This is a genomic window from Roseococcus sp. SYP-B2431 (assembly GCF_004336745.1).
GTDB lineage: Bacteria > Pseudomonadota > Alphaproteobacteria > Acetobacterales > Acetobacteraceae > Roseococcus.
The window spans coordinates 463,264-482,081 of the sequence record NZ_SJXD01000025.1 but is presented as its reverse complement, the minus strand read 5'-3'; the positions used below and the strand labels follow the sequence as shown (position 1 = coordinate 482,081).

The window sequence follows — 18,818 nt, the reverse complement described above, 5'->3', positions numbered from 1 at the left end:
CCTACTCGGCAGCCAGCGCGCGGCGGCCCGGCCCGGGCGGGCGCGCGAGTCCCAGATGGTCGCGCAGCGTGGCGCCCTTGTACTCCTTGCGGAAGAGTCCGCGGCGCTGCAGCTCGGGCACGACAAGGCGCACCACGTCCTCCAGCCCCGCGGGCTGGATGGGCAGGCTGAACATGAAGCCGTCGGCCGCGCCGCCGTGGAACCATTCCTCCAGCTGGTCGCAGACCTGCTTCGGCGTACCGCGGATCCCGGCGGAGCCGCGCGAGTAGCGCTGCGCGACCTGGCGGAGAGTCAGCTTCTCCTCGCGGATCATGCGGACGATCTCGGCGAAATAGGCCGTGTGCAGGTTGGCCGATTTCGGGATGCGGTCCTCGGGGATGGGCGCGTCATAGGGCAGGTCGGAGAGGTCGGTCTCCAGGTCCATGCCCAGCCGCTGCGTGGCGACGGCGGGGTGCAGCAGGGCCTTCAGCGTCTCGACCTTGTCGATCGCCTCCTGCTCGCTCTCGCCCACGGTGACCGAGACGCCGGCCAGCACCTTCAGCTCCTCCGCCGAGCGGCCGTACCTGGCCATGCGCGACTTGAGGTCGGCGTAGTAGGCGCGGGCCTTCTCCAGGTTCGTCCCGGAGCCGAAGACGAGGTCCGCCGTCTCGGCCGCCAGCTCCTTGCCCGCGTCCGAGGCGCCGGCCTGGATGATGACGGGCCGGCCCTGCGGCGTGCGCTGGATGTTGAGCCCGCCGTCGAGCCTGAAGTGCTTCCCCTCGTGATGGATAGGATGCAGCTTCGCCGGATCGTAGAAGCGCACCTCCTGGCGGTCGTAGACGAAGGCGTCGTCCTCCCAGGTGTCCCAGAGCTTGAGGACGAGCCGCACGAATTCCTGCGCGCGGGAATAGCGCTCGGCATGCGGCGGCAGCGCGGCATGGCCGAAGTTGCGGGCTGCGTAGTTGTTGGCGCTGGTCACCACGTTCCAGGCCGCCCGCCCGTCGCTGATATGGTCGAGCGAGGCGAATTGCCGGGCAACGTTGTAGGGCTCGTTGAAGCTGGTCGTCGCCGTGCCGCCCAGGCCGATGCGCTCGGTGGAGCCGGCCAGCGCGGCCAGGCAGGTCAGCGGCTCCAGCACGTTGGTGAAGAGCGGGTAGCGCGACCAGACGTCGAGGCTGTCGATGCGCAGGGCCGGCGTGTCGGCGATGAAGAAGAGGTCGAAGAGGCCGTGCTCGGCCAGATTCGCGAGGTGACGGTAGGAGCGGATGCTGACGTCCGAGCCGTCCTCCGTGGTCGGGTGCAGCCAGCCCGCCGGATGCGATCCGGTCAGGTGGACCGAGAAGGACAGGTGGATCTGGCGGTCCGCAACGGTCATTCGGCGCTCCTGGGCGACGGCGCGGCCCCACTCTGCCGCAGCTCGTGATGGCCACGCAACGAGTCAGTCCTCCTCATGGAAGGCCTTCTCCCGCTTCTTCCGCAGCGCGGGCGAGGCCAGCACGATCAGCAGCAGCACCGCGAGGCCGAGGAAGACGCAGGCCAGCGGCGTCGAGACGAAGATGTGGAAGTCGCCGCGCGAGAGGACCAGGGCGCGGCGGAAATTCTCCTCCATCATGGGGCCGAGGACGAGGCCGAGCAGCATGGGCGCGGGCTCCAGCCGCAGCTTCAGGAACGCATAGCCCACCACGCCCCAGAAGGCCGCCTGGTAGATGTCGAAGACCATGTTGTTCACGGAGAAGACGCCGACGCAGCAGAAGACGATGATCGCCGGATAGAGGAAGCGGTAGGGGATGGTGAGGAACTTCACCCAGATGCCGACCAGCGGCAGGTTCAGCACCAGCAGCATGACGTTGCCGATCCACATGGAGGCGATGAGCCCCCAGAAGAGATCGGGGTTGCGCGTCATCACCTGCGGGCTTGGCTGGATGCTGTGCATCATCATCGCGCCCGCCATCATGGCCATGACGATGTTCGACGGGATGCCCAGCGTCAGCATGGGGATGAAGCTGATCTGCGCGGCCGCGTTGTTCGCCGATTCCGGCCCGGCCACGCCCTCGATCGCCCCCTTGCCGAACTCGCCGGGATTCTTCGAGACGCGCCGCTCGACCAGGTAGGAGGTCAGCGAGGAGATCACCGGCCCGCCGCCCGGGAAGATGCCGAGCGTGCTGCCGATGCCCGTCCCGCGCAGGATCGCCGGACACATGCGCCGCCAGTCCTGGCGGGTTGGGAAGAGGGTGGAGACGCGCGTCACCTCGCTGGCCACCGGGCCCTGCTTCTCCAGGTTGGCGATGATCTCGGCGAGGCCGAAGACGCCCATGGTGATGGCGACGAAGTTCAGCCCGTCCACCAGCTCGTCGGCCTCGAAGGTGAAGCGTTCCACGCCGCTCTGGGTGTCCGTGCCGACGAGGCCGAGGGCAAGGCCCAGCACCACCATGGCGATGGCCTTCAGCACCGAGCCCGAGGCCAGCACGACGGAGCCGATCAGCCCCACCACCATGAGGGAAAAATACTCGGGCGGGCCGAACTTCAGCGCGACGGAGGCGAGCGGCACGGCGAAGGCGGCGATGACCAGCGTCCCCACGGTTCCCGCGAAGAAGGAGCCCACAGCGGCCGTGGTGAGCGCGATGCCGGCACGGCCCCGCCGCGCCATCTCGTGCCCGTCCAGCACCGTCACGACGGAGGAGGATTCGCCCGGCAGCTTCACCAGAATGGCCGTGGTCGAGCCGCCATATTGCGCGCCGTAATAGATGCCGGCCAGCATGATCAGCGCCGAGGTCGGCGGCAGCGCGAAGGTCGCGGGCAGCAGCATCGACATGGTCGCCACCGGGCCGAGGCCGGGCAGCACGCCGATCAGCGTGCCGAGCAGGCAGCCCGTGAAGGCATAGAGCAGGTTCTGCAGGGACAGGGCCGTGGCGAAGCCCAGCGACAGGTTGCTCAGCAGGTCCATGCGGTCAGCGCTGCACGAGGAATTGCGGCCAGACCGGAATCTGGATCTTCAGGATGAGGGCGAAGCCGAGCAGCACGATGACCGACAGCGTCACCGAATTCACCAGCGCGCCGCGCCAGGTCACCTCGCGGCTCGCGAAGCTCGACAGCAGCACCGCCACGAAGGCCGAGGCGACGAGGCCCATCGGCATGAGCATCGCGCCGAAGACGACGACCGGCAGCAGCACGCCGAGGAAGGTGCGCGGGCGAAAGCCGAAGCGCTCGGCCTCCGGGTCCTGCGTGAAGCTCGCCACCGCGGTGATCGCGACGCCGAGCCCGGCCAGCAGCAGGCCGAGATAGTAGGGGAAGAAGCCCGGGCCGGAATCGGACGGCGGTCCCACCCGGTAGGACTGCGCCTTCCAGGCGATCGCGGCACCCACCGCGATGAAGAGCACCCCGGCGATCTGATCGCGGAGGTTGCGGCGCCCGCCCTTCATTGGACGCGGATGTTCTGCTCCTCGATCACCACCCGCCAGCGCTCGCGCCATTCGCGGATGTACTGGGCGAGCTCGGCCGGCGAGAGGTGCACGTTGGTCAGCGCCATCTCGCGGAGCCAGGCCACGATCTCCGGCGCCTGCGCCGCCTGGGCATAGGCGGCGACGAGCTTCGCCAGGATCGGCGCCGGAACGGCGGAAGGCGCGGCGGTGGCGTAGAAGGTCTCGAGGTTGATCTCGGGATGGCCCACCTCGGCGAAGGTCGGCACGTCGGGAATCTGCGGCATGCGCTCGCGCGAGGTGACGGCGAGGATGCGGTAGCGGCCGTCGGTCCGGAAGATGTTCTGCTGGTAGACGGTGTCGAAATTGGCATCGAGCGCGCCGTTCGTCATCGCCGCCATGATCTCGCCGCCGCCGCCGCGATAATGGACGGGCACGCCGGTGACGCCGGTCTTGCGCAGCAGCTCGACGGCGAGGTGGTGCGGGCCCGCGATCCCGGCCGTCCCGAAGTTCAGCGAGCGCCGCTGCGACAGCGCCCGCAAATCGGCGACCGAGCGCACGGGGGAGCTGACCGGCACGGCCAGGGCCATGGGCGACATGCCCATCATGCCCAGGACCACGAAGCTGCGGTCAGGGTCGTAGGGCAGTCGCGCATAGAGGTTCGGGTGGATGGTGAGCTGGCCGGCATTCACCATGCCGATCGTGTAGCCATCCGGCGCCGCGCGGCCGAGCTCGCCCGTGCCGATGCGGCCGGCGGCCCCCGGGCGGTATTCGTGCACGATGGGCTGGCCCAGGATAGCCGAGACGCGCTCGTTATAAAGACGCGAGATGGTGTCGGTGATGCCGCCGGCGCCCCAGGGCACCAGATAGCGGATCGGGCGGGTGGGGTATTCCTGCGCATGGATCGGCCCGGAAGCCACGAGGGCGCAGAGGCACAGCAGACCGGCAAGCATCTTCTTCACGTCATCGACTCCCGACGGCAAACCGTCCTGGCCGTGATGCCGTATCTTCCCTGGCGCACAGGCTATGTCTGGCCCATCGGCGGGTCAATGCGAGGCGGGCGGCCGCGAACGGCCGATCGTCCAGGCGGCAGGCGCGATCTATCGGGCCTTCAGCGCGCCGGCTTCTGGAGCAGCGTCAGCCGATCGAGATCCGGCACCACCTCCGGCGAGGAGGGCGGAGTGCCGGCCTGGAGCGATGCGTTGCGCAGATCCTCCACCCCGCCCCAGGGCAGCGCGCGGGTGGACAGGATCTCCAGCCCCGCCTCGGCGGCGAAGCCGCGCAGCATGGCTTCCGTCATCCGGTTCCGCGCATGCGGATTCTGCCCGTAATGCCGGTCGGTCGGGGCGTCGTAGTTCGAATGCTGGTAGAGCGCGCGTCCGCCGGGCGCGAGGATCCGCGCCGTGTCGAGGATGTAGGACCGCACGATGTCCGGGCTGAAATGGACCATGGAGTCGTAGCTGAAGACGGCCGTCATCTCTCCGTCGCCGATGGGGGCGAAGTCGTAGCCGGTGTTGCGGTGGAACTCGATGCCGGGCCGCCCGGCGAGGCGGGTGCGGCAGAAGTCGATATTCTCCTGCAGGATGTCCATCAGCACCAGGCGCGGCGCGAGGGCGGCCGCCCGCTCCGAATGGCGTCCATGGCCGCAGGCCAGCTCCAGCGTGGCCGTCAGGTCCAGCTGGCGGAACCGGGGATGAAAGGGAAAGTCGTCCTCCCACCAGACGTAGGTATAGGGGTCGGCCGCGTCGTAATAAGGGCTGCCCTTCCAGGCCTCCGCCACGACCTCGACCGATTGCTTCAGAGTGTCCACGTGACCCGCACCGCCATCCGTTGCGGGCAAACTATCCAGGGTCAACCCGGCCGGCAATGAGGTCCGGCTGGCGGCCTACGCCTCCGGCGGCGGCACGGTGCCCGGGCGCGGATCGATCGGCACCATCCTCGCCAGCCCGCTGGCCTGCTCGAACAGGGCGGCCGCCTGCAGGGCGATCTCGTCGCGCCGCGGCGGGGCGACCACCTGCAGGCCCACGGGCCGCCCGTACTGGTCGAAGCCGCAGGGCACCGCGACGGCGGGGCAGCCGGCCAGCGTGATGGCCGCGTTGATCATGGAGCCGGCCATGTAGTTCTCCAGCTTCACGCCGGCGATGGTCTCGGGGTTGCGCAGCATCACGTCGAAGGCCGGCGTGGCGGCGCCCGGCGTGACGAAGATGTCGTAGGTCGAGAACATCGCGGCCATGCGGCGGCAGAAGGCGGCGCGCTCGCGGTCGGCCCAGGCGAGCTGGCTCGGCGTCGCGTTCAGGCCCCGCTCCGTGTTCCAGATGATGTCGGGCTTGATGAGCGCGCGATGCGTCTGGAGCTGGGCCTCGCGGTCCACGACGAAAGCCTGGCTGCGGAGGATGAGGAAGGCTTCGCCGAGCTGCGCGAGGTCGGGCGCGAACTCCTCGACGATGCAGCCGGCCGCCTCGAAGGCGCGCACGGCCCTGGAGCAGATCTCGCGCGTCTCGCGGTCGATGGGCAGCTGGCCGTTGAAATCGGCGGTGAAGGCGATGCGCTTCGGGCGCTCGGCCGCCGCCGCGGCCACGGCATCGGCGTAGGAGCGGGACGGCGCGTCGTAGGTCAGCGGATCGAGCGGGCACCAGCCGGCCATGGCATCGAGGAGGAGCGCCAGGTCCGGCACGTTCCGCGCCATGGGCCCCTGGACGGACAGGGTGGAGAAGAGGTTGTTCACCGTCCCGCGCGTCACCCGCCCCGGGGAGGGCCGCAGGCCGACCACGCTGCAATAGGTGCCGGGGCGGCGCAGGCTGCCGCCATGGTCGGTGCCCTGGGCCAGCCAGGTCTCGCCCGTCGCGAGCGAGACGGCGCCGCCGCCCGTGCTGCCGCCGCAGGTGAGCGAGGTGTTCCAGGGGTTCCGGGTGCGGCCGAAGACCTCGTTGAAGGTGGAGCCGCCGGCGCCGAATTCGGGCGTGTTGGACTTGCCGATGACGATGCCGCCATGCGCCTCGATGCGCTTCACGACGGGGTGGGAGTCCCTGGGCACGTGATCCTTGAAGATGGGCGAGCCGTAGGTGGTGCGGACGCCGGCCACGTCGGTCAGGTCCTTGATCGAGACCGGCAGGCCGGCGAGCCATCCGGCCTTGCCCTCCAGCGCGCGCCCCTCGCCCGCCATCAGCCGCTTCGCATGGTCGCGCGCGCGGTCGAAGCACAGGGTGGGCATCGCGTTCACCTCGGGCTCGACGGCGGCGATGCGCGCCTCGGCGGCGTCGATGAGCTCAAGCGGCGAGACCTCGCGGCGCCGCAGGCGGGAAACGGCTTCCGTGGCCGTCAGGCGGATCAGATGGTCATGCATGCGAGGAAGTCTGGCATCGCTTGGCGCCATGCGACAGCCCGGTTCCGCTGGAAGAGCGCGGGCCGCCCCCTCAACTCGCTCATCCCTGCCGGCCGGGAACCGGATGCGGGCTCAGCCGAAGAGCTTCGCCGCCGTCTTCGCGACCAGCTCGCCCTGATGGCGGGCACCGGCCAGCTCGATCTCGCTCGGCTGGCGCGAGCCGTCCCCGCCCGCGATGGTCGTGGCGCCGTAGGGCGCGCCGCCGACGATCTCGGTCAACGTCATCTGGCCCTGATGGCTGTAGGGCAGGCCTACGATGACCAGGCCGAAATGCAGCAGGTTCGTGATGATCGAGAAGAGCGTCGTCTCCTGCCCGCCATGCTGGGTCGCCGTCGAGGTGAAGGCGGCCCCGACCTTGCCGTGCAGCGCGCCGCGCGCCCAGAGCCCGCCGGCCTGATCGAGGAAGGCGGCCATCTGCGCGGAGATGCGACCGAAGCGCGTGCCGGTGCCGATGACGATCGCGTCGTAATCGGCGAGTTCGGCGACGGTCGCGACGGGCGCGGCCTGGTCGAGCTTGAAGTGGGCCGCTTTGGCGATATCCGCGGATACCGTCTCCGGCACGCGCTTGATGTCGACCTGGGCGCCCGCCGCCCGGGCTCCTTCGGCGATGGCGCCGGCCATCGTCTCGATATGTCCGTAGGACGAGTAGTAGAGGACCAGAACCTTGGCCATAGCGACCTCCCGGTTGGGCGAGGGAGAGCCCCGCCAGGAAGCAATCTTGGGAGGCCGCGCCGTTTTCCAATCCCGTGCATGGGAGAGACCAGGCGCATGGGAGAGACAAGGCGCATGGGAGAGACAAGGCCGGCGCCTTCCGCCGTCGCTTGCGGCCCGGGGGGAAGCCCCTACCCTTGGCCGGATCACCGGAGGGAAACACCATGAACGAGAACGCCGCCCATGAAGCCCTGCGCGCGAGGGGCCGCGCCGAGATGCGCGAGATCCTGGGCAGCGCCTATACCGAGGCGCGCGACAAGGGCACCAACCCGTTCAACGCCGCCGTCCGCGCGCTCTCCGAGGAGATGGCCTATGCCACGCTCTGGACCCGCCCGGGGCTGGACCGCAAGCAGCGCAGCCTGATCACCCTCGCGATGATCTGCGCGCTGAACCATCCGCACGAGCTGCGCATCCACCTGGTGGCCGCGCTGAACAATGGCTGCACGGCCGAGGAGATCAGCGAGGTCTTCACCCACGCCGTCGCCTATTGCGGCTTCCCGGCCGCGATCGACGCGCTGCGGCTCGCCGAGCAGGTGCTCAAGGAGCAGGGGGCGATCTGAGGGGCCGGCGGAAGCCGGGCCCCTCATCGGCGCTACGGGCGGATTCCCAGCGCATCCAGGAGCGCGCGCTTCGAGGCGACGTCCGCCTCGATGGCCGCGCCGAAAGCCGCGCCGTCCAGATAGGCGACGCGCTCGCGCAGCCGTTCGGCCACGGTGCGGTAGCCCTCCGAGCGCAGCCCCGCCTCGCAGGCGCGCTCCAGCGCGGCGCGGACCGGAGCCTCGAGCCCGGCCGGCGCCAGCACGCCCCCGATCACCGACTGCGTGGCCGCGAAGCCCTGCGAGGGCAGCGTCGGCACGTTCGGGAAGTACGGGTTCGGCGCGTTCGAGAAGATGCCGAGCATCCGCAGCCCCTGCGAATCCGCGAGGCTCGCGGCCAGCGATCCGGCCGCGACATCGCCGCTGCGCAGCGCCGGCACGACGGGCGCGTCGCCGCGATAGGGCACGTGCAGCATCTGCACATTCGCGGCGCGCAGGAATTCCGCCATGGCGAGATGCGCGGCGCTGCCCGTGCCGTTCACGCCGAAGGAGAGCGCGCCCGGCCGCGCCCGTGCCGCGGCGGCGAGGTCGGCGGCCGTGCGATGGGGACTCTCGGGCGAGACGGCGAGGGCGAAGACGAGCTCGAAGGTCTGGCAGATCGGCGTGAAGGAGTTCAGCCGGTAGGGCAGGCTCGGGTTCAGATGCGGCTGGAGGCCCACCGAGGTCGAGGTCGTGAAGCCGAGCGTGTAGCCGTCCGGGCGCGCCTGGGCGAGCGCCGCCGCGCCCACCGAGCCGGCCCCGCCGTCGCGGTTGATGACGGCGATGTTCTGGCCGAGCTCGTGGCCCATGGCCTGGGCGATGGCGCGCGCGAGCAGGTCGGTGGCGCCGCCGGGCGGAAAGCTGACCAGGAGCTGCAGCGGACGGCCCGGCGTGAAGCCGGGAGGTGCCCCCTGGGCCTGCGCCAGCATGGGCGCCGCGGCCGCGGCAAGGGCGAGGAGAAGGCGGCGCATCGTGCTCAATCCTGCAGCACGGCGATGGCGCTCATCTCGATGAGCGCGTCCGGCGTCGTCATCTTCGGCGTCTCCACCATGGTCGAGGCGGGCGGCGAGCCGGTGAAGTACTGGCGACGCACCTTATGGATCATGTCGAACTGCTCCATGTTGCGCACGAAGACATCGACGCGGCAGATGTCGTCGAGCGTGCCGCCCGCGGCCTCCATCGCCGCCTTGATGTTCTCGCAGACCTGGATCGTCTGCCTCTCGATGTCGCCCACGCCCACGATCTTCCCCTCCGAATCCTTCGCCAGCATGCCGGAGACGAACACGATGCGGCCGCGCGCCTCGACGACGGTTGCATGGGCGAAATGGCCGCTGGGCTTGCCGATCTTCGGTGAGGTGATCTGGGTCTTGGGCATGGAACGTTCCTTCTGGATGGTGCTTATAAGGAGTATCGGCGGGGGTTGTGGCGCAGGACAAGTCCAGGGCGGCGCCTCGCCGCCCGGCCCCGCCTGCGCCGGATGAAAAAAAGGAGAATCTCCCCGCTATTGCGAACGACTCTCAGTTGCGTTACCGGTGCCGATCCCGGCAGGGGCCATGGGGCACCCACCAGCATCTGGCGAGATTGCACCACACAATGTCCTCCCGCGACGGTTTCGCGCTGACTGCATGGCGGCTCCGACCCCGGGATGCCTGGGCGCAAGGCGTCTTCCCGGCGGGATCGGCCCTGCCGCTTCTCTTCACCGGCCTGCCGGCGCGCGGCGACGCCAGCCTAGGAAAGTGACTGTCATGCTGAAGCGAGTCCTGGCCCCCGTCGGGCTGTCGTTCCTTGCCGCACAGGCGATCCTTGCCGGACAGGCCCATGCGCAGGATCCGGTGCCCGGCGCGGCCGCCGCGCCGGCCAGCGCCGCGCGCGCCATGCTGCCCGTCGACCTCTCGCCCTGGGGCATGTTTGCCCATGCGGACATCGTCGTGCAGCTCGTGATGGCCGGCCTGGCCCTGGCCTCCGTGCTGACCTGGACCGTCGCCCTCGCCAAGACCTTCGAGCTGATGGGCGCCAATCGCCGCGCCCGGGCGGGCCTGGCCGTCCTGGCCCATGCCAAGGACCTGAACGACGCGGCCCGCGCGCTGGCGGAGCGGCCGGGCGCCTGCGCCGCGCTCGCCCGCACCGCCGCCGTCGAGGTCGCTACCAGCGAGGGTGCCCAGCGCGAGGCCGTGCAGGAGCGCGTGGGCTGGCGGCTGGAGCGCATCGTCGCGAATGCGGGCCGCCACCTCTCCCGGGGAACCGGCCTGCTGGCCTCGATCGGCTCGGTCGCGCCCTTCGTCGGCCTCTTCGGCACGGTCTGGGGCATCATGAACAGCTTCATCGGCATCTCGCGCGCGCAGACGACGAACCTCGCCATCGTCGCGCCGGGCATCGCCGAGGCGCTGCTGGCGACGGGCATCGGCCTCGTCGCCGCCATTCCGGCCGTGATCCTCTACAATGCCTTCGCGCGCGGCGTGACGGCGCACAAGGCGCTGCTGGCCGACAGCGTGGCCGAGACCATGCGCCTGCTCTCGCGCGAGCTCGACCATCCGGGCCGCCGGCACGTCCGGATGGTGGCGGAGTAAGCAGCGATGGCCTTCCAGCTTGGCGGCGGCGACGACGAGCTCGCCGAGACCCACGACATCAACGTCACGCCCTTCATCGACGTGGTGCTGGTGCTGCTGATCGTCTTCATGGTCGCGGCCCCCCTCGCCACGGTGGACGTGCCGGTGGACCTGCCCTCCAGCACCGCGACGCAGCAGCCGCGGCCGGACAAGCCGATCTTCCTCACCCTGCGCTCCGACCTCACCCTCGCCCTGGGCGATGCGCCGGTTTCCCGCGAGGGACTTCGCGCGGCGCTCGACGAGGCCTCCGGCAACGATCGCGACCAGCGCGTCTTCCTGCGCGCCGATACGGTCGTGCCCTATGGCGAGCTCACCGAGGCGATGAACCTGCTGCGCACGGCCGGCTACCTCAAGCTCGCCCTCGTCGGGCTGGATGCGAGCCAGAACCCGTGAGCGGCGCCAGCCTCTCCTGGAGCGGCGCCGGCGCGGGCGAGACGAAGCCGCGCTGGAGCGCCGCCCTCGCCGTCGTCCTGGCGCTGCACGCCGGCGGCGTGGCGGCGATGCTGGTCCAGCACAGGCCGCTGGAGCGGCTGGCGGCGACCGATGCCGTCCTGATCGACCTCGCCCCCGCGCCGCCCGCCGAGGAGCCCGTCCCGGAGCCGGAAGAGGCGAACGCCGCCCCGCCTCCGCCGCAGGCCGAGGAACCCCCTCCCCCGCCGCCGGAGCCGCCGCCGCCCGAGGTGACGCCCGAGGTCGCGCTGCCGACCCCGCCTCCACCCCCCACGCCGCCCCCGCCGCAGCGCCGGCCGCCCCGGCCCCGCCCGCCCCAGCCGCAGGCCGTGACGAGCCAGGCGCCGCCTTCCGAGGTGGCCGCGCCGGCGCCCGTCGCGGCGCCCGCCAGCCCGGGAACGGCCACGGCACCGCGCGCCGGCGGCGGCGGGGTCTCGAGCTGGCAGGGCCGGCTCATGGCGCGGCTTCAGGCGGTCCGGCGCTATCCCGAGACCGCGCGCGCGCGGCGCGAGGAGGGCGTGGTCCACCTGCACTTCACCATGGACCGCGCCGGCCAGGTGCTGGCCGCCCGCATCGCGCGGACCTCCGGCCACCACGCGCTGGACGAGGAGACGCTGGAGCTGGCCCGGCGCGCCTCGCCGCTGCCCCCGCCGCCGGAGGAGGTCACGGGCAATCCGATCTCGCTGACCGTGCCGGTGCGGTTCTCGCTGCGCTGAGGGCCGCGCGATGATGTAGGCTCCTCCCCGGGGAGGACGCCGATGAGTTCCATGTACCACGACGGCATGCGCCAGTTGCAGGATGCCTTCGACGGCCGAAGGGTCGCGGATGCGCTGGAGAGCCGCCGCAAGCATCGCGACTTCTGGCCGGAGGAGATCGCGCTCTTCACCTCCGTGCCCTTCTTCTTCATCGCGACCGCCCATGGAGAGGCGGTGGATTGCAGCTTCCGGGGCGGCGCGCCGGGCTTCGTGAAGGTGGTCGGGCCCTCGGCGCTCGAATGGCCGGAATACGACGGCAATTCCATGTACCGCACGGCCGGCAACATCCTGTGCAGCCCGCGGGTCGGGCTGCTCTTCATCAGGTTCGATGCGACGGCCAACCGCACCCGGCTCACCGGCGACGCCACCCTGCTGCGCGATCCGGAGGCGCTGGCGCGCCATGCCGGCGCAAAGTCCGTGATCCGCTTCGAGGCCGACTACGTCTACCCCAATTGCCCGCGCTACATCCCCGAGATGCGGCTTGTCGCGCCGAGCCCGCATCCCCCGGCGCCCGGCCATGCGCCGCCGCCGCCCGCCTGGAAGGCGAGGGACTATATCCGCGACGCCCTGCCGCGGGACGACGCACATCGCGCCGAGGTCGGCAGCCTGGAGCCGCCGCGCGCCTGAGACCGTCCAGCCGCCGGGCAACCGCCACAGGCTTGCCAGGTTCCTGGCCGTTGATGGTGTCGCCGGGCCCCGGCCGGGGTATTCGGCGCCCAGCCCTGCGCGCCCCGCCAGGGCGGTCCCGCGCGCGGAGGTGACGCCATTGTTGGCAATATTTGCAAAGGGTAACAGTTGCTGCGCCGCATGCGCGATGCCTGCATAAGGGCGCCGTGATGCCACCCCGATTCCTGTCCCGCCGCGCCTCGCTGGCGCTTGCGGTCTTGCCGCTTGCCGGCTGCTCGACCTTCCGGCCCCGTCCCGATTCCGGAATCCCTTTGCCCCCGCAGCTCGCCTCGGCGACGGCCGAGCCGGCCAACTGGCCCGATCCGCTCTGGTGGCGCGGCTTCGGCTCGCCCGAACTCGACGCCCTCATGGAGCGCGCGGTGCTGGCCAATTTCGACATCCGCGCCGCCATCGCGCGCGTCCGGCAGGCCGATGCCCAGGTCCGCATCGCCGGCCAGGCGCTGCTGCCCTCCGGGAACCTGACCGGCAGCGCCACGCGCAGCCAGTCGCCCGTGCAGACCGCGACGGCGGTCAACCTGTCCGGCTCGGGCGGCCGCCGCTTCGTCCAGCGCGAGCTGTTCCAGACCGGCCTGCAGGCCAGCTACGAGATCGACTTCTGGGGCAAGAACCGCGCCGGGGTGGTCTCGGCCGAGCAGAACGCACGGGCCAGCCGCTTCGACGTGGCCGCCGTCGCGGTGACCACCGAGGCCTCGGTCGCAAACACCTATTTCCAGATCCTCGCCTCGCGCGAGCAGCTCGCCATCCAGCAGGCCAACCTGGAGGCGGCGCAGCGCATTCTGACGCTGCTGCAGCAGCGGCTCGCCGCCGGCACGGGCACGGGGCTCGACATCGCGCAGCAGCAGACCCTGGTGGAGCAGCAGCGCGCCGCGATCCCGCCGCTGCGCCAGTCGATCGACCAGAACACCTACTCGCTGGGTACCCTCACCGGGCAGACCCCGGAGCTCGTGGCGCGGCCGAGAATGGCCCTGGCCGATATCCGCGTGCCGGCCCCACGGCCCGGCCTTCCCTCCGAGGTGATGCAGCGCCGGCCCGACGTCTGGCTGGCCGAGGCCACGCTCGCCGCCGTCCAGGCCAGCGTGGAGCAGGCCCGCACGGCCATGTTCCCCTCCATCACGCTGACCGCCAGCGGCGGCTTCCAGAACATCGCGATCGAGAACCTGCTGCGGCCGGGCTCGGCGCTGTATTCCTTGGCCACGGGGCTCACCCAGCCCATCTTCCAGCTCGGCCAGCTCCGGGCGCAGTACCGGCTGACCCAGGCCCAGGCCGAGGAGATCCTGGAGAACTACCGGCTGGCGATCGTCGCCGCGCTGGTGGATGTGGAGAGCGCGATCGTGGCGTTGCGCGAGACGACGGACCAGGAAGCCCTCCAGGCCTCGGCGACCCGCAGCGCCGAGCGCGCCTATGCCATCTCCGAGGCGCAGCTGCGCGCGGGGACGATCGACCTCCTGACCCTGCTGAACACGCAGCAGGCCCTCTTCAACACCCGCAACCAGCTCACGCAGGTTCGGCTCCTGAAGCTCCAGGCGGCGGTCGGACTCTTCCGCGCGCTCGGCGGCGGATGGTCCTGAGGCCCCAGGGAAGCCACCCATGCCCGATACGCCCCTCCCCATCGAGCCCGTGAAGGCGCTGCCCGCGCCGCCGGTCCGCCCGGCCCTGCCCGCTCCCGACCATCCGGAGGCCGGGCCGCCGGCACGGCCGCGCCGCCGCTGGGTGGGCTGGCTCGTCTGGCTGCTGATCCTGGGCAGCGCCGGCGGCGCGGCCTGGTACTACTGGCCGCAGCTCTCCGCCAAGTTCTCCGGCCAGCCGGCCCAGCAGGGGCCCGGCGGCGCGCGCGGCCGCTTCGGCGGCGGCGCCGTCCCGGTCACCGTGGCGCCGGCCACGCGGAAGGACCTGCCCGTCCTGCTCGACGCGCTCGGCACCGTGCAGGCGCTCAACACCATCACCGTGCGCTCGCAGGTGGACGGCATCCTGGTCGAGGTTGCCTTCACCGAGGGCCAGGAGGTCCGCCGCGGCGACGTGCTGGCCCGCATCGACCCGCGCACCTATGCCGCCGCCGTCGCCCAGGCCGAGGCCAAGCTGGCGCAGGACCAGGCGGTGCTGGCCAATTCTCGGCTCGACCTGCAGCGCTATGTCGACCTCTCGCGCAACAACGGCGCCTCGCGCCAGCAGCTCGACACGCAGCGCGCCCTCGTCGCCCAGAACGAGGCGCTGGTGCAGGCCGACCAGGCGGCGGTCGACACCGCGCGCATCCAGCTCGACTACACGACGATCCGCTCGCCGGTGGACGGGCGCGTCGGCCTGCGCCAGGTGGACCAGGGCAACCTCGTGCGCTCGGGCGACGCCAACGGACTCGTGGTCGTGACGCAGGTCGACCCGATCAGCGTCCTCTTCACCCTGCCGCAACAGGACCTGCCGCGCATCCTGACCGCCATGCGCGAAGGGCCGGTCGAGGTGATCGTCGTCGCGGCCGACGGCTCGACGCGGGCCACCGGCACGCTGCTCACGCCCGACAACCAGGTGGACCAGACCACCGGCACCATCAAGCTGAAGGCCACCTTCCCCAATCCCGAGCGGCTTCTCTGGCCCGGCGCCTTCGTGAACGTGCGGATGCTGGCCGCCACCATCCGCGAAGCCCTGACGATCCCGCTCGTCGCGGTGCAGCGTGGGCCGGACGGCACCTATGCCTTCGTGCTGAAGGACGACAACACGGTCGAGCAGCGCCCGATCACGACGGGCTTCATCAACGCAACGGACGCCGTGGTGACGCGCGGCCTGCAGCCGGACGAGAAGGTGGTCACCTCCGGCGCGCTGCGGCTGAATGCCGGGGCACAGGTGCAGGTGATCGAGCCCGTGGTGCCGGCCTATGTGGCGCCGACGCGCGGCCGCCGCTTCCCCGGCGGCCAGGCTGGACAGCGCCCCGCGGCCGGCGGGCCTCCAGGCCAGGCCGGCGCCGGCAACCCCGCCTCGGGCGAGGCCCGCCAGGGCCGCCGCGGCGACGGGACTTCGGGCGAGGGCCGACAGGCCCCGCCGCAGGGCGGGCAGCGCCCGGCCGCGACGACGCCGTGAACGTCTCCGCGCCCTTCATCACCCGGCCCGTCGCCACCTCGCTCCTCGCGGTGGCGGTGCTGCTGGCCGGGCTCTTCGGCTACATGAAGCTGCCCGTCTCCGCCCTGCCGGAGGTGGACTTCCCGACGATCGAGGTGAGCACCCAGCTTCCCGGCGCCTCGCCCGAGACCATCTCGCTGCAGATCGCGGCCTCGCTGGAGCGGCAGCTCAACCAGATCTCGGGGCTGACCTCCGTCACCTCGATCAGCGGCCCGGGCACCAGCCGCATCACCCTGCAGTTCAACCTGGACCGCAACATCGACGACGCCGCGCAGGACGTGCAGGCCGCGATCAACGCCGCGCGCGGCACCCTGCCGCAGAACCTGCCCTACCCGCCCACCTATGCGAAGGTGAACCCGGCCGATCCGCCGATCATGACGCTGGCGCTGACCTCGGATTCCATCCCCATCTACCGCGTCTCGGATTCCGCGGATTCGCTGCTGGCCCAGCGGCTCTCGCAGGTGACCGGCGTCGGCCGGGTGACGGTGCAGGGCAATATGCGCCCGGCCGTGCGCATCCAGGCCGACCCGCGCCGGCTCGCCTCCTACGGACTGTCGCTGGAGGATATCCGCAGCACCGTCGTGGGCGCGAACCAGGCGGGGCCCAAGGGCTCGCTGGACGGGCCGCACCAGGCCTCGACCGTGATGGCGAACGACCAGATCAGCTCGGCCGCCGCCTTCGCCCATCTCGTGATCGCCTACCGCAACGGCGCGCCCGTGCGGCTCTCCGACGTGGGCGCCGTGGTGGACGGTCTCGAGAACACGCTGAACGCCGCCTGGTTCAACGGGCAGCGCGCCGTGCTCATCGACGTGCAGCGCCAGCCCGGCGCCAATATCGTGGAGACCGTGGACCGCGTGCGCGCGCAGCTCGAGCAGCTGCAGGGCGCGCTGCCGGGCGGCATCACGCTCACCGTCGTCGCCGACCGGACGGAGACCATCCGCGCCTCGGTGCACGAGGTGCAGTTCCACCTGGTGCTCTCGGTGATCCTCGTGGTGGCGGTGATCTACCTCTTCCTGCGCTCGGCGCGCGCGACGCTCATCCCCGGCGTGGCCCTGCCGCTGTCGATCATCGGCACCTTCGGCGTCATGGCGGTCTGCGGCTTCTCCATGGACAACCTGTCGCTGATGGCGCTGACCATCGCGACGGGCTTCGTGGTCGACGACGCCATCGTGATGATCGAGAACATCGTGCGCCTGATCGAGGAGGGCGAATCCCCCCTCGCCGCCGCCTACAAGGGCGCGAAGCAGATCGGCTTCACCATCGTCTCGCTGACCGTCTCGCTGATCGCCGTCTTCATCCCGCTGCTGTTCATGTCCGGCGTGGTCGGCCGCCTCTTCCGCGAATTCGCGCTCACGCTGACCATCGCCGTGATCGTCTCGATGGTGGTCTCGCTCACGCTGACGCCGATGATGACGGGCCGCATGCTGCGCCCGGCCGGGGAGGACCGGCCGGGCTGGCTCTCGCGCCAGTTCGAGCGCGGCTTCGACTGGATGCGCGAGCATTACGCCACCAGCCTGCGCTGGGTGCTGCGGCACGAGGGGCTGATGCTGGCGCTGACGGCGGCGACCATCGCCGGCACGGTCGGCCTCTACATCGTCATGCCCAAGGGCTTCCTCCCCGCGCAGGACACCGGGCTGCTGGTGATCACCACCGAGGCGCCGCAGGACGCCTCCTTCGCCCGGGTCGTCGCCCTTCAGCAGCAGGTGGCAGCGGCGGTGCAGCAGGATCCGGACGTGGCGGGCGTCACCTCCGTCGCGGGCGCGGGGACGGTGAACACGGCGGCGAATGCCGGGCGCATCACCGCCATCCTGAAGCCGCGCGCCGACCGCGATGCCAATGCCCAGCAGATCGCCGACCGGCTGGCGCCGCGCCTGGCCGCCATAGCGGGCGTCGACACGCGAATCCAGGCCGTGCAGGACATCCAGATCGGCGCCCGCATCGCCAGCACGCAATACCTCTACACGCTCACCGATTCCGACCCCGTCCAGCTCCGCGAATGGGCGCCGCGGCTCGTGGAGCGGCTGGCCCAGGCGCCGGCGCTGCGCCACCTCACCAGCGACCAGCGCGACGGCGGGCTGCGCGTGCATGTCGAGGTCGACCGCGACCGCGCGGCGCAGCTCGGCGTCACCATGCAGGCGGTGGACGACATCCTCTACGACGCCTTCGGCCAGCGGCAGATCTCCACCATCTACGCGCAGTCCAACCAGTACCGCGTGGTGCTGGAGACGACGCCCGAGATCCGCGACGATCCCTCGCTGATCGGCCTGCTGCGCGTGCCCGGCAGTTCCAGCGGCCAGGGCGGCAGCACCGGCGCCACCCAGGTGACCTCGGGCGCCACCGTGACCGCCACCTCGGCCAGCGCCGCCGGCAACTACCAGGTGCCGCTCAGCGCCATCGCCACCATCAGTCGCCGCGCCGGCCCGCTCACCGTCACCCGCCAGGACCAGTTCCCCGCCGTCACCATCGGCTTCGACCTGGCGCCCGGCTATTCGCTGGGCGACGCGGTGCAGGAGATCGAGCGGATCGAGCGCGCCATGGGCCTGCCCGACACCATCACCGGCGAGTTCTCCGGCGACGCGGCGGAGTTCAACACCTCGCTGCGCAGCTCGCCCTACCTGATCCTGGCCGCGGTGGTCGTGATCTACCTGGTGCTGGGCATCCTCTACGAAAGCGTGATCCATCCGATCACCATCCTCTCCACCCTGCCCTCGGCCGGCATCGGGGCGCTGCTGGCGCTCTGGGGCATGGGGCTGGACCTCTCGGTGGTGGGGCTCATCGGCATCGTGCTGCTGATGGGCATCGTGAAGAAGAACGCCATCATGATGATCGACTTCGCCCTGGAGGCGCAGCGCGATCACGGCCGCTCCCCGCGCGACGCGATCTACGAGGCGAGCGTGCTGCGCTTCCGCCCGATCATGATGACGACCATGGCCGCCCTCCTCGGCGCCGTGCCCCTGGTGCTGGGCGGCGGGCCGGGCAGCGAGCTGCGCCTGCCGCTCGGCGTCTCGGTGATCGGCGGCCTGCTGCTGAGCCAGGTCATCACGCTCTACACCACGCCGGTGATCTACCTGGCGCTGGAGCAGCTCCGCACCCGCCTGCAAGGCCGGCCGGCCGCCGCGCCGCCGGCCCCGCACGGCGCGCCGGCGGAATAG

General features: G+C 71.1%; 17 protein-coding genes. 8 read left to right on the top strand and 9 right to left on the bottom strand.

The annotated features are described in order from the left end of the window. Position 1: 1 nt before the first annotated feature. The 7 genes from EJV46_RS13590 to wrbA form a co-directional block, all read right to left on the bottom strand. Positions 2–1,354: an LLM class flavin-dependent oxidoreductase gene (locus EJV46_RS13590; RefSeq protein WP_131549176.1), complete on the bottom strand. Its 1,353-nt coding sequence runs from the start codon at positions 1,352–1,354 to the stop codon at positions 2–4. A 63-nt stretch (positions 1,355–1,417) separates the two neighbouring features. Beyond that, a complete protein-coding gene (locus EJV46_RS13585) occupies positions 1,418–2,923 on the bottom strand; it encodes a tripartite tricarboxylate transporter permease (RefSeq protein WP_131549175.1) in 1,506 nt (501 codons plus the stop codon). A gap of 4 nt (positions 2,924–2,927) precedes the next feature. Continuing rightward, positions 2,928–3,398 carry a tripartite tricarboxylate transporter TctB family protein gene (locus EJV46_RS13580; protein ID WP_165585522.1) on the bottom strand — a complete coding sequence of 157 codons (471 nt, stop codon included), beginning with the start codon at positions 3,396–3,398 and terminating at the stop codon, positions 2,928–2,930. Beyond that, on the bottom strand, positions 3,395–4,348 hold the full coding sequence (locus EJV46_RS13575; protein WP_240782566.1) for a tripartite tricarboxylate transporter substrate binding protein: 954 nt from the start codon (positions 4,346–4,348) through the stop codon (positions 3,395–3,397). The genes EJV46_RS13580 and EJV46_RS13575 overlap by 4 nt, the downstream gene beginning before the upstream one ends. Before the next feature lie 158 nt (positions 4,349–4,506). Then, the gene (locus EJV46_RS13570; RefSeq protein WP_165585521.1) at positions 4,507–5,205 is read right to left on the bottom strand and encodes a class I SAM-dependent methyltransferase; all 699 of its coding nucleotides are present in this window, start codon (positions 5,203–5,205) and stop codon (positions 4,507–4,509) included. A gap of 75 nt (positions 5,206–5,280) precedes the next feature. Then, positions 5,281–6,738, bottom strand: a complete 1,458-nt coding sequence (locus tag EJV46_RS13565; protein ID WP_131549171.1) for an amidase — start codon at positions 6,736–6,738, stop codon at positions 5,281–5,283. A 111-nt stretch (positions 6,739–6,849) separates the two neighbouring features. Beyond that, the gene (gene wrbA / locus EJV46_RS13560; protein WP_131549170.1) at positions 6,850–7,449 is read right to left on the bottom strand and encodes an NAD(P)H:quinone oxidoreductase; all 600 of its coding nucleotides are present in this window, start codon (positions 7,447–7,449) and stop codon (positions 6,850–6,852) included. A gap of 203 nt (positions 7,450–7,652) precedes the next feature. On the opposite strand from wrbA, the gene EJV46_RS13555 reads away from it, so the two are divergent. Beyond that, positions 7,653–8,048 carry a carboxymuconolactone decarboxylase family protein gene (locus tag EJV46_RS13555; protein WP_131549169.1) on the top strand — a complete coding sequence of 132 codons (396 nt, stop codon included), beginning with the start codon at positions 7,653–7,655 and terminating at the stop codon, positions 8,046–8,048. A 32-nt stretch (positions 8,049–8,080) separates the two neighbouring features. Here EJV46_RS13555 and EJV46_RS13550 read toward each other — a convergent pair whose 3' ends face one another. Together EJV46_RS13550 and EJV46_RS13545 are read right to left on the bottom strand one after the other, a co-directional pair. Then, complete coding sequence (locus tag EJV46_RS13550; protein ID WP_131549168.1) at positions 8,081–9,034, bottom strand: tripartite tricarboxylate transporter substrate binding protein; 954 nt, start codon at positions 9,032–9,034, stop codon at positions 8,081–8,083. 5 nt (positions 9,035–9,039) lie between these two features. Then, entirely contained in the window at positions 9,040–9,438 is a 399-nt protein-coding gene (locus EJV46_RS13545; RefSeq protein WP_131549167.1) for a RidA family protein, read from the bottom strand. Positions 9,439–9,808: 370 nt separating this feature from the next. Here EJV46_RS13545 and exbB point away from each other — a divergent pair, with 370 nt between their 5' ends. The 7 genes from exbB (at position 9,809) to EJV46_RS13510 (ending at position 18,818) form a co-directional block, all read left to right on the top strand. Continuing rightward, entirely contained in the window at positions 9,809–10,630 is an 822-nt protein-coding gene (gene exbB / locus EJV46_RS13540; protein WP_131549166.1) for a tonB-system energizer ExbB, read from the top strand. A gap of 6 nt (positions 10,631–10,636) precedes the next feature. Continuing rightward, the gene (gene exbD, locus EJV46_RS13535) at positions 10,637–11,062 is read left to right on the top strand and encodes a TonB system transport protein ExbD (protein WP_131549165.1); all 426 of its coding nucleotides are present in this window, start codon (positions 10,637–10,639) and stop codon (positions 11,060–11,062) included. Next, positions 11,059–11,835, top strand: coding sequence for an energy transducer TonB (locus tag EJV46_RS13530; RefSeq protein ID WP_131549164.1), 777 nt, complete (start codon positions 11,059–11,061; stop codon positions 11,833–11,835). Before exbD ends, EJV46_RS13530 begins: the two co-directional genes overlap by 4 nt. A gap of 42 nt (positions 11,836–11,877) precedes the next feature. Beyond that, entirely contained in the window at positions 11,878–12,501 is a 624-nt protein-coding gene (locus EJV46_RS13525; protein ID WP_131549163.1) for a pyridoxamine 5'-phosphate oxidase family protein, read from the top strand. Between the two features lie 209 nt (positions 12,502–12,710). Beyond that, positions 12,711–14,129, top strand: a complete 1,419-nt coding sequence (locus EJV46_RS13520) for an efflux transporter outer membrane subunit (RefSeq protein ID WP_131549162.1) — start codon at positions 12,711–12,713, stop codon at positions 14,127–14,129. Between the two features lie 19 nt (positions 14,130–14,148). After that, the gene (locus EJV46_RS13515; protein ID WP_131549161.1) at positions 14,149–15,627 is read left to right on the top strand and encodes an efflux RND transporter periplasmic adaptor subunit; all 1,479 of its coding nucleotides are present in this window, start codon (positions 14,149–14,151) and stop codon (positions 15,625–15,627) included. Further along, on the top strand, positions 15,624–18,818 hold the full coding sequence (locus EJV46_RS13510) for an efflux RND transporter permease subunit (RefSeq protein WP_131549160.1): 3,195 nt from the start codon (positions 15,624–15,626) through the stop codon (positions 18,816–18,818). Before EJV46_RS13515 ends, EJV46_RS13510 begins: the two co-directional genes overlap by 4 nt.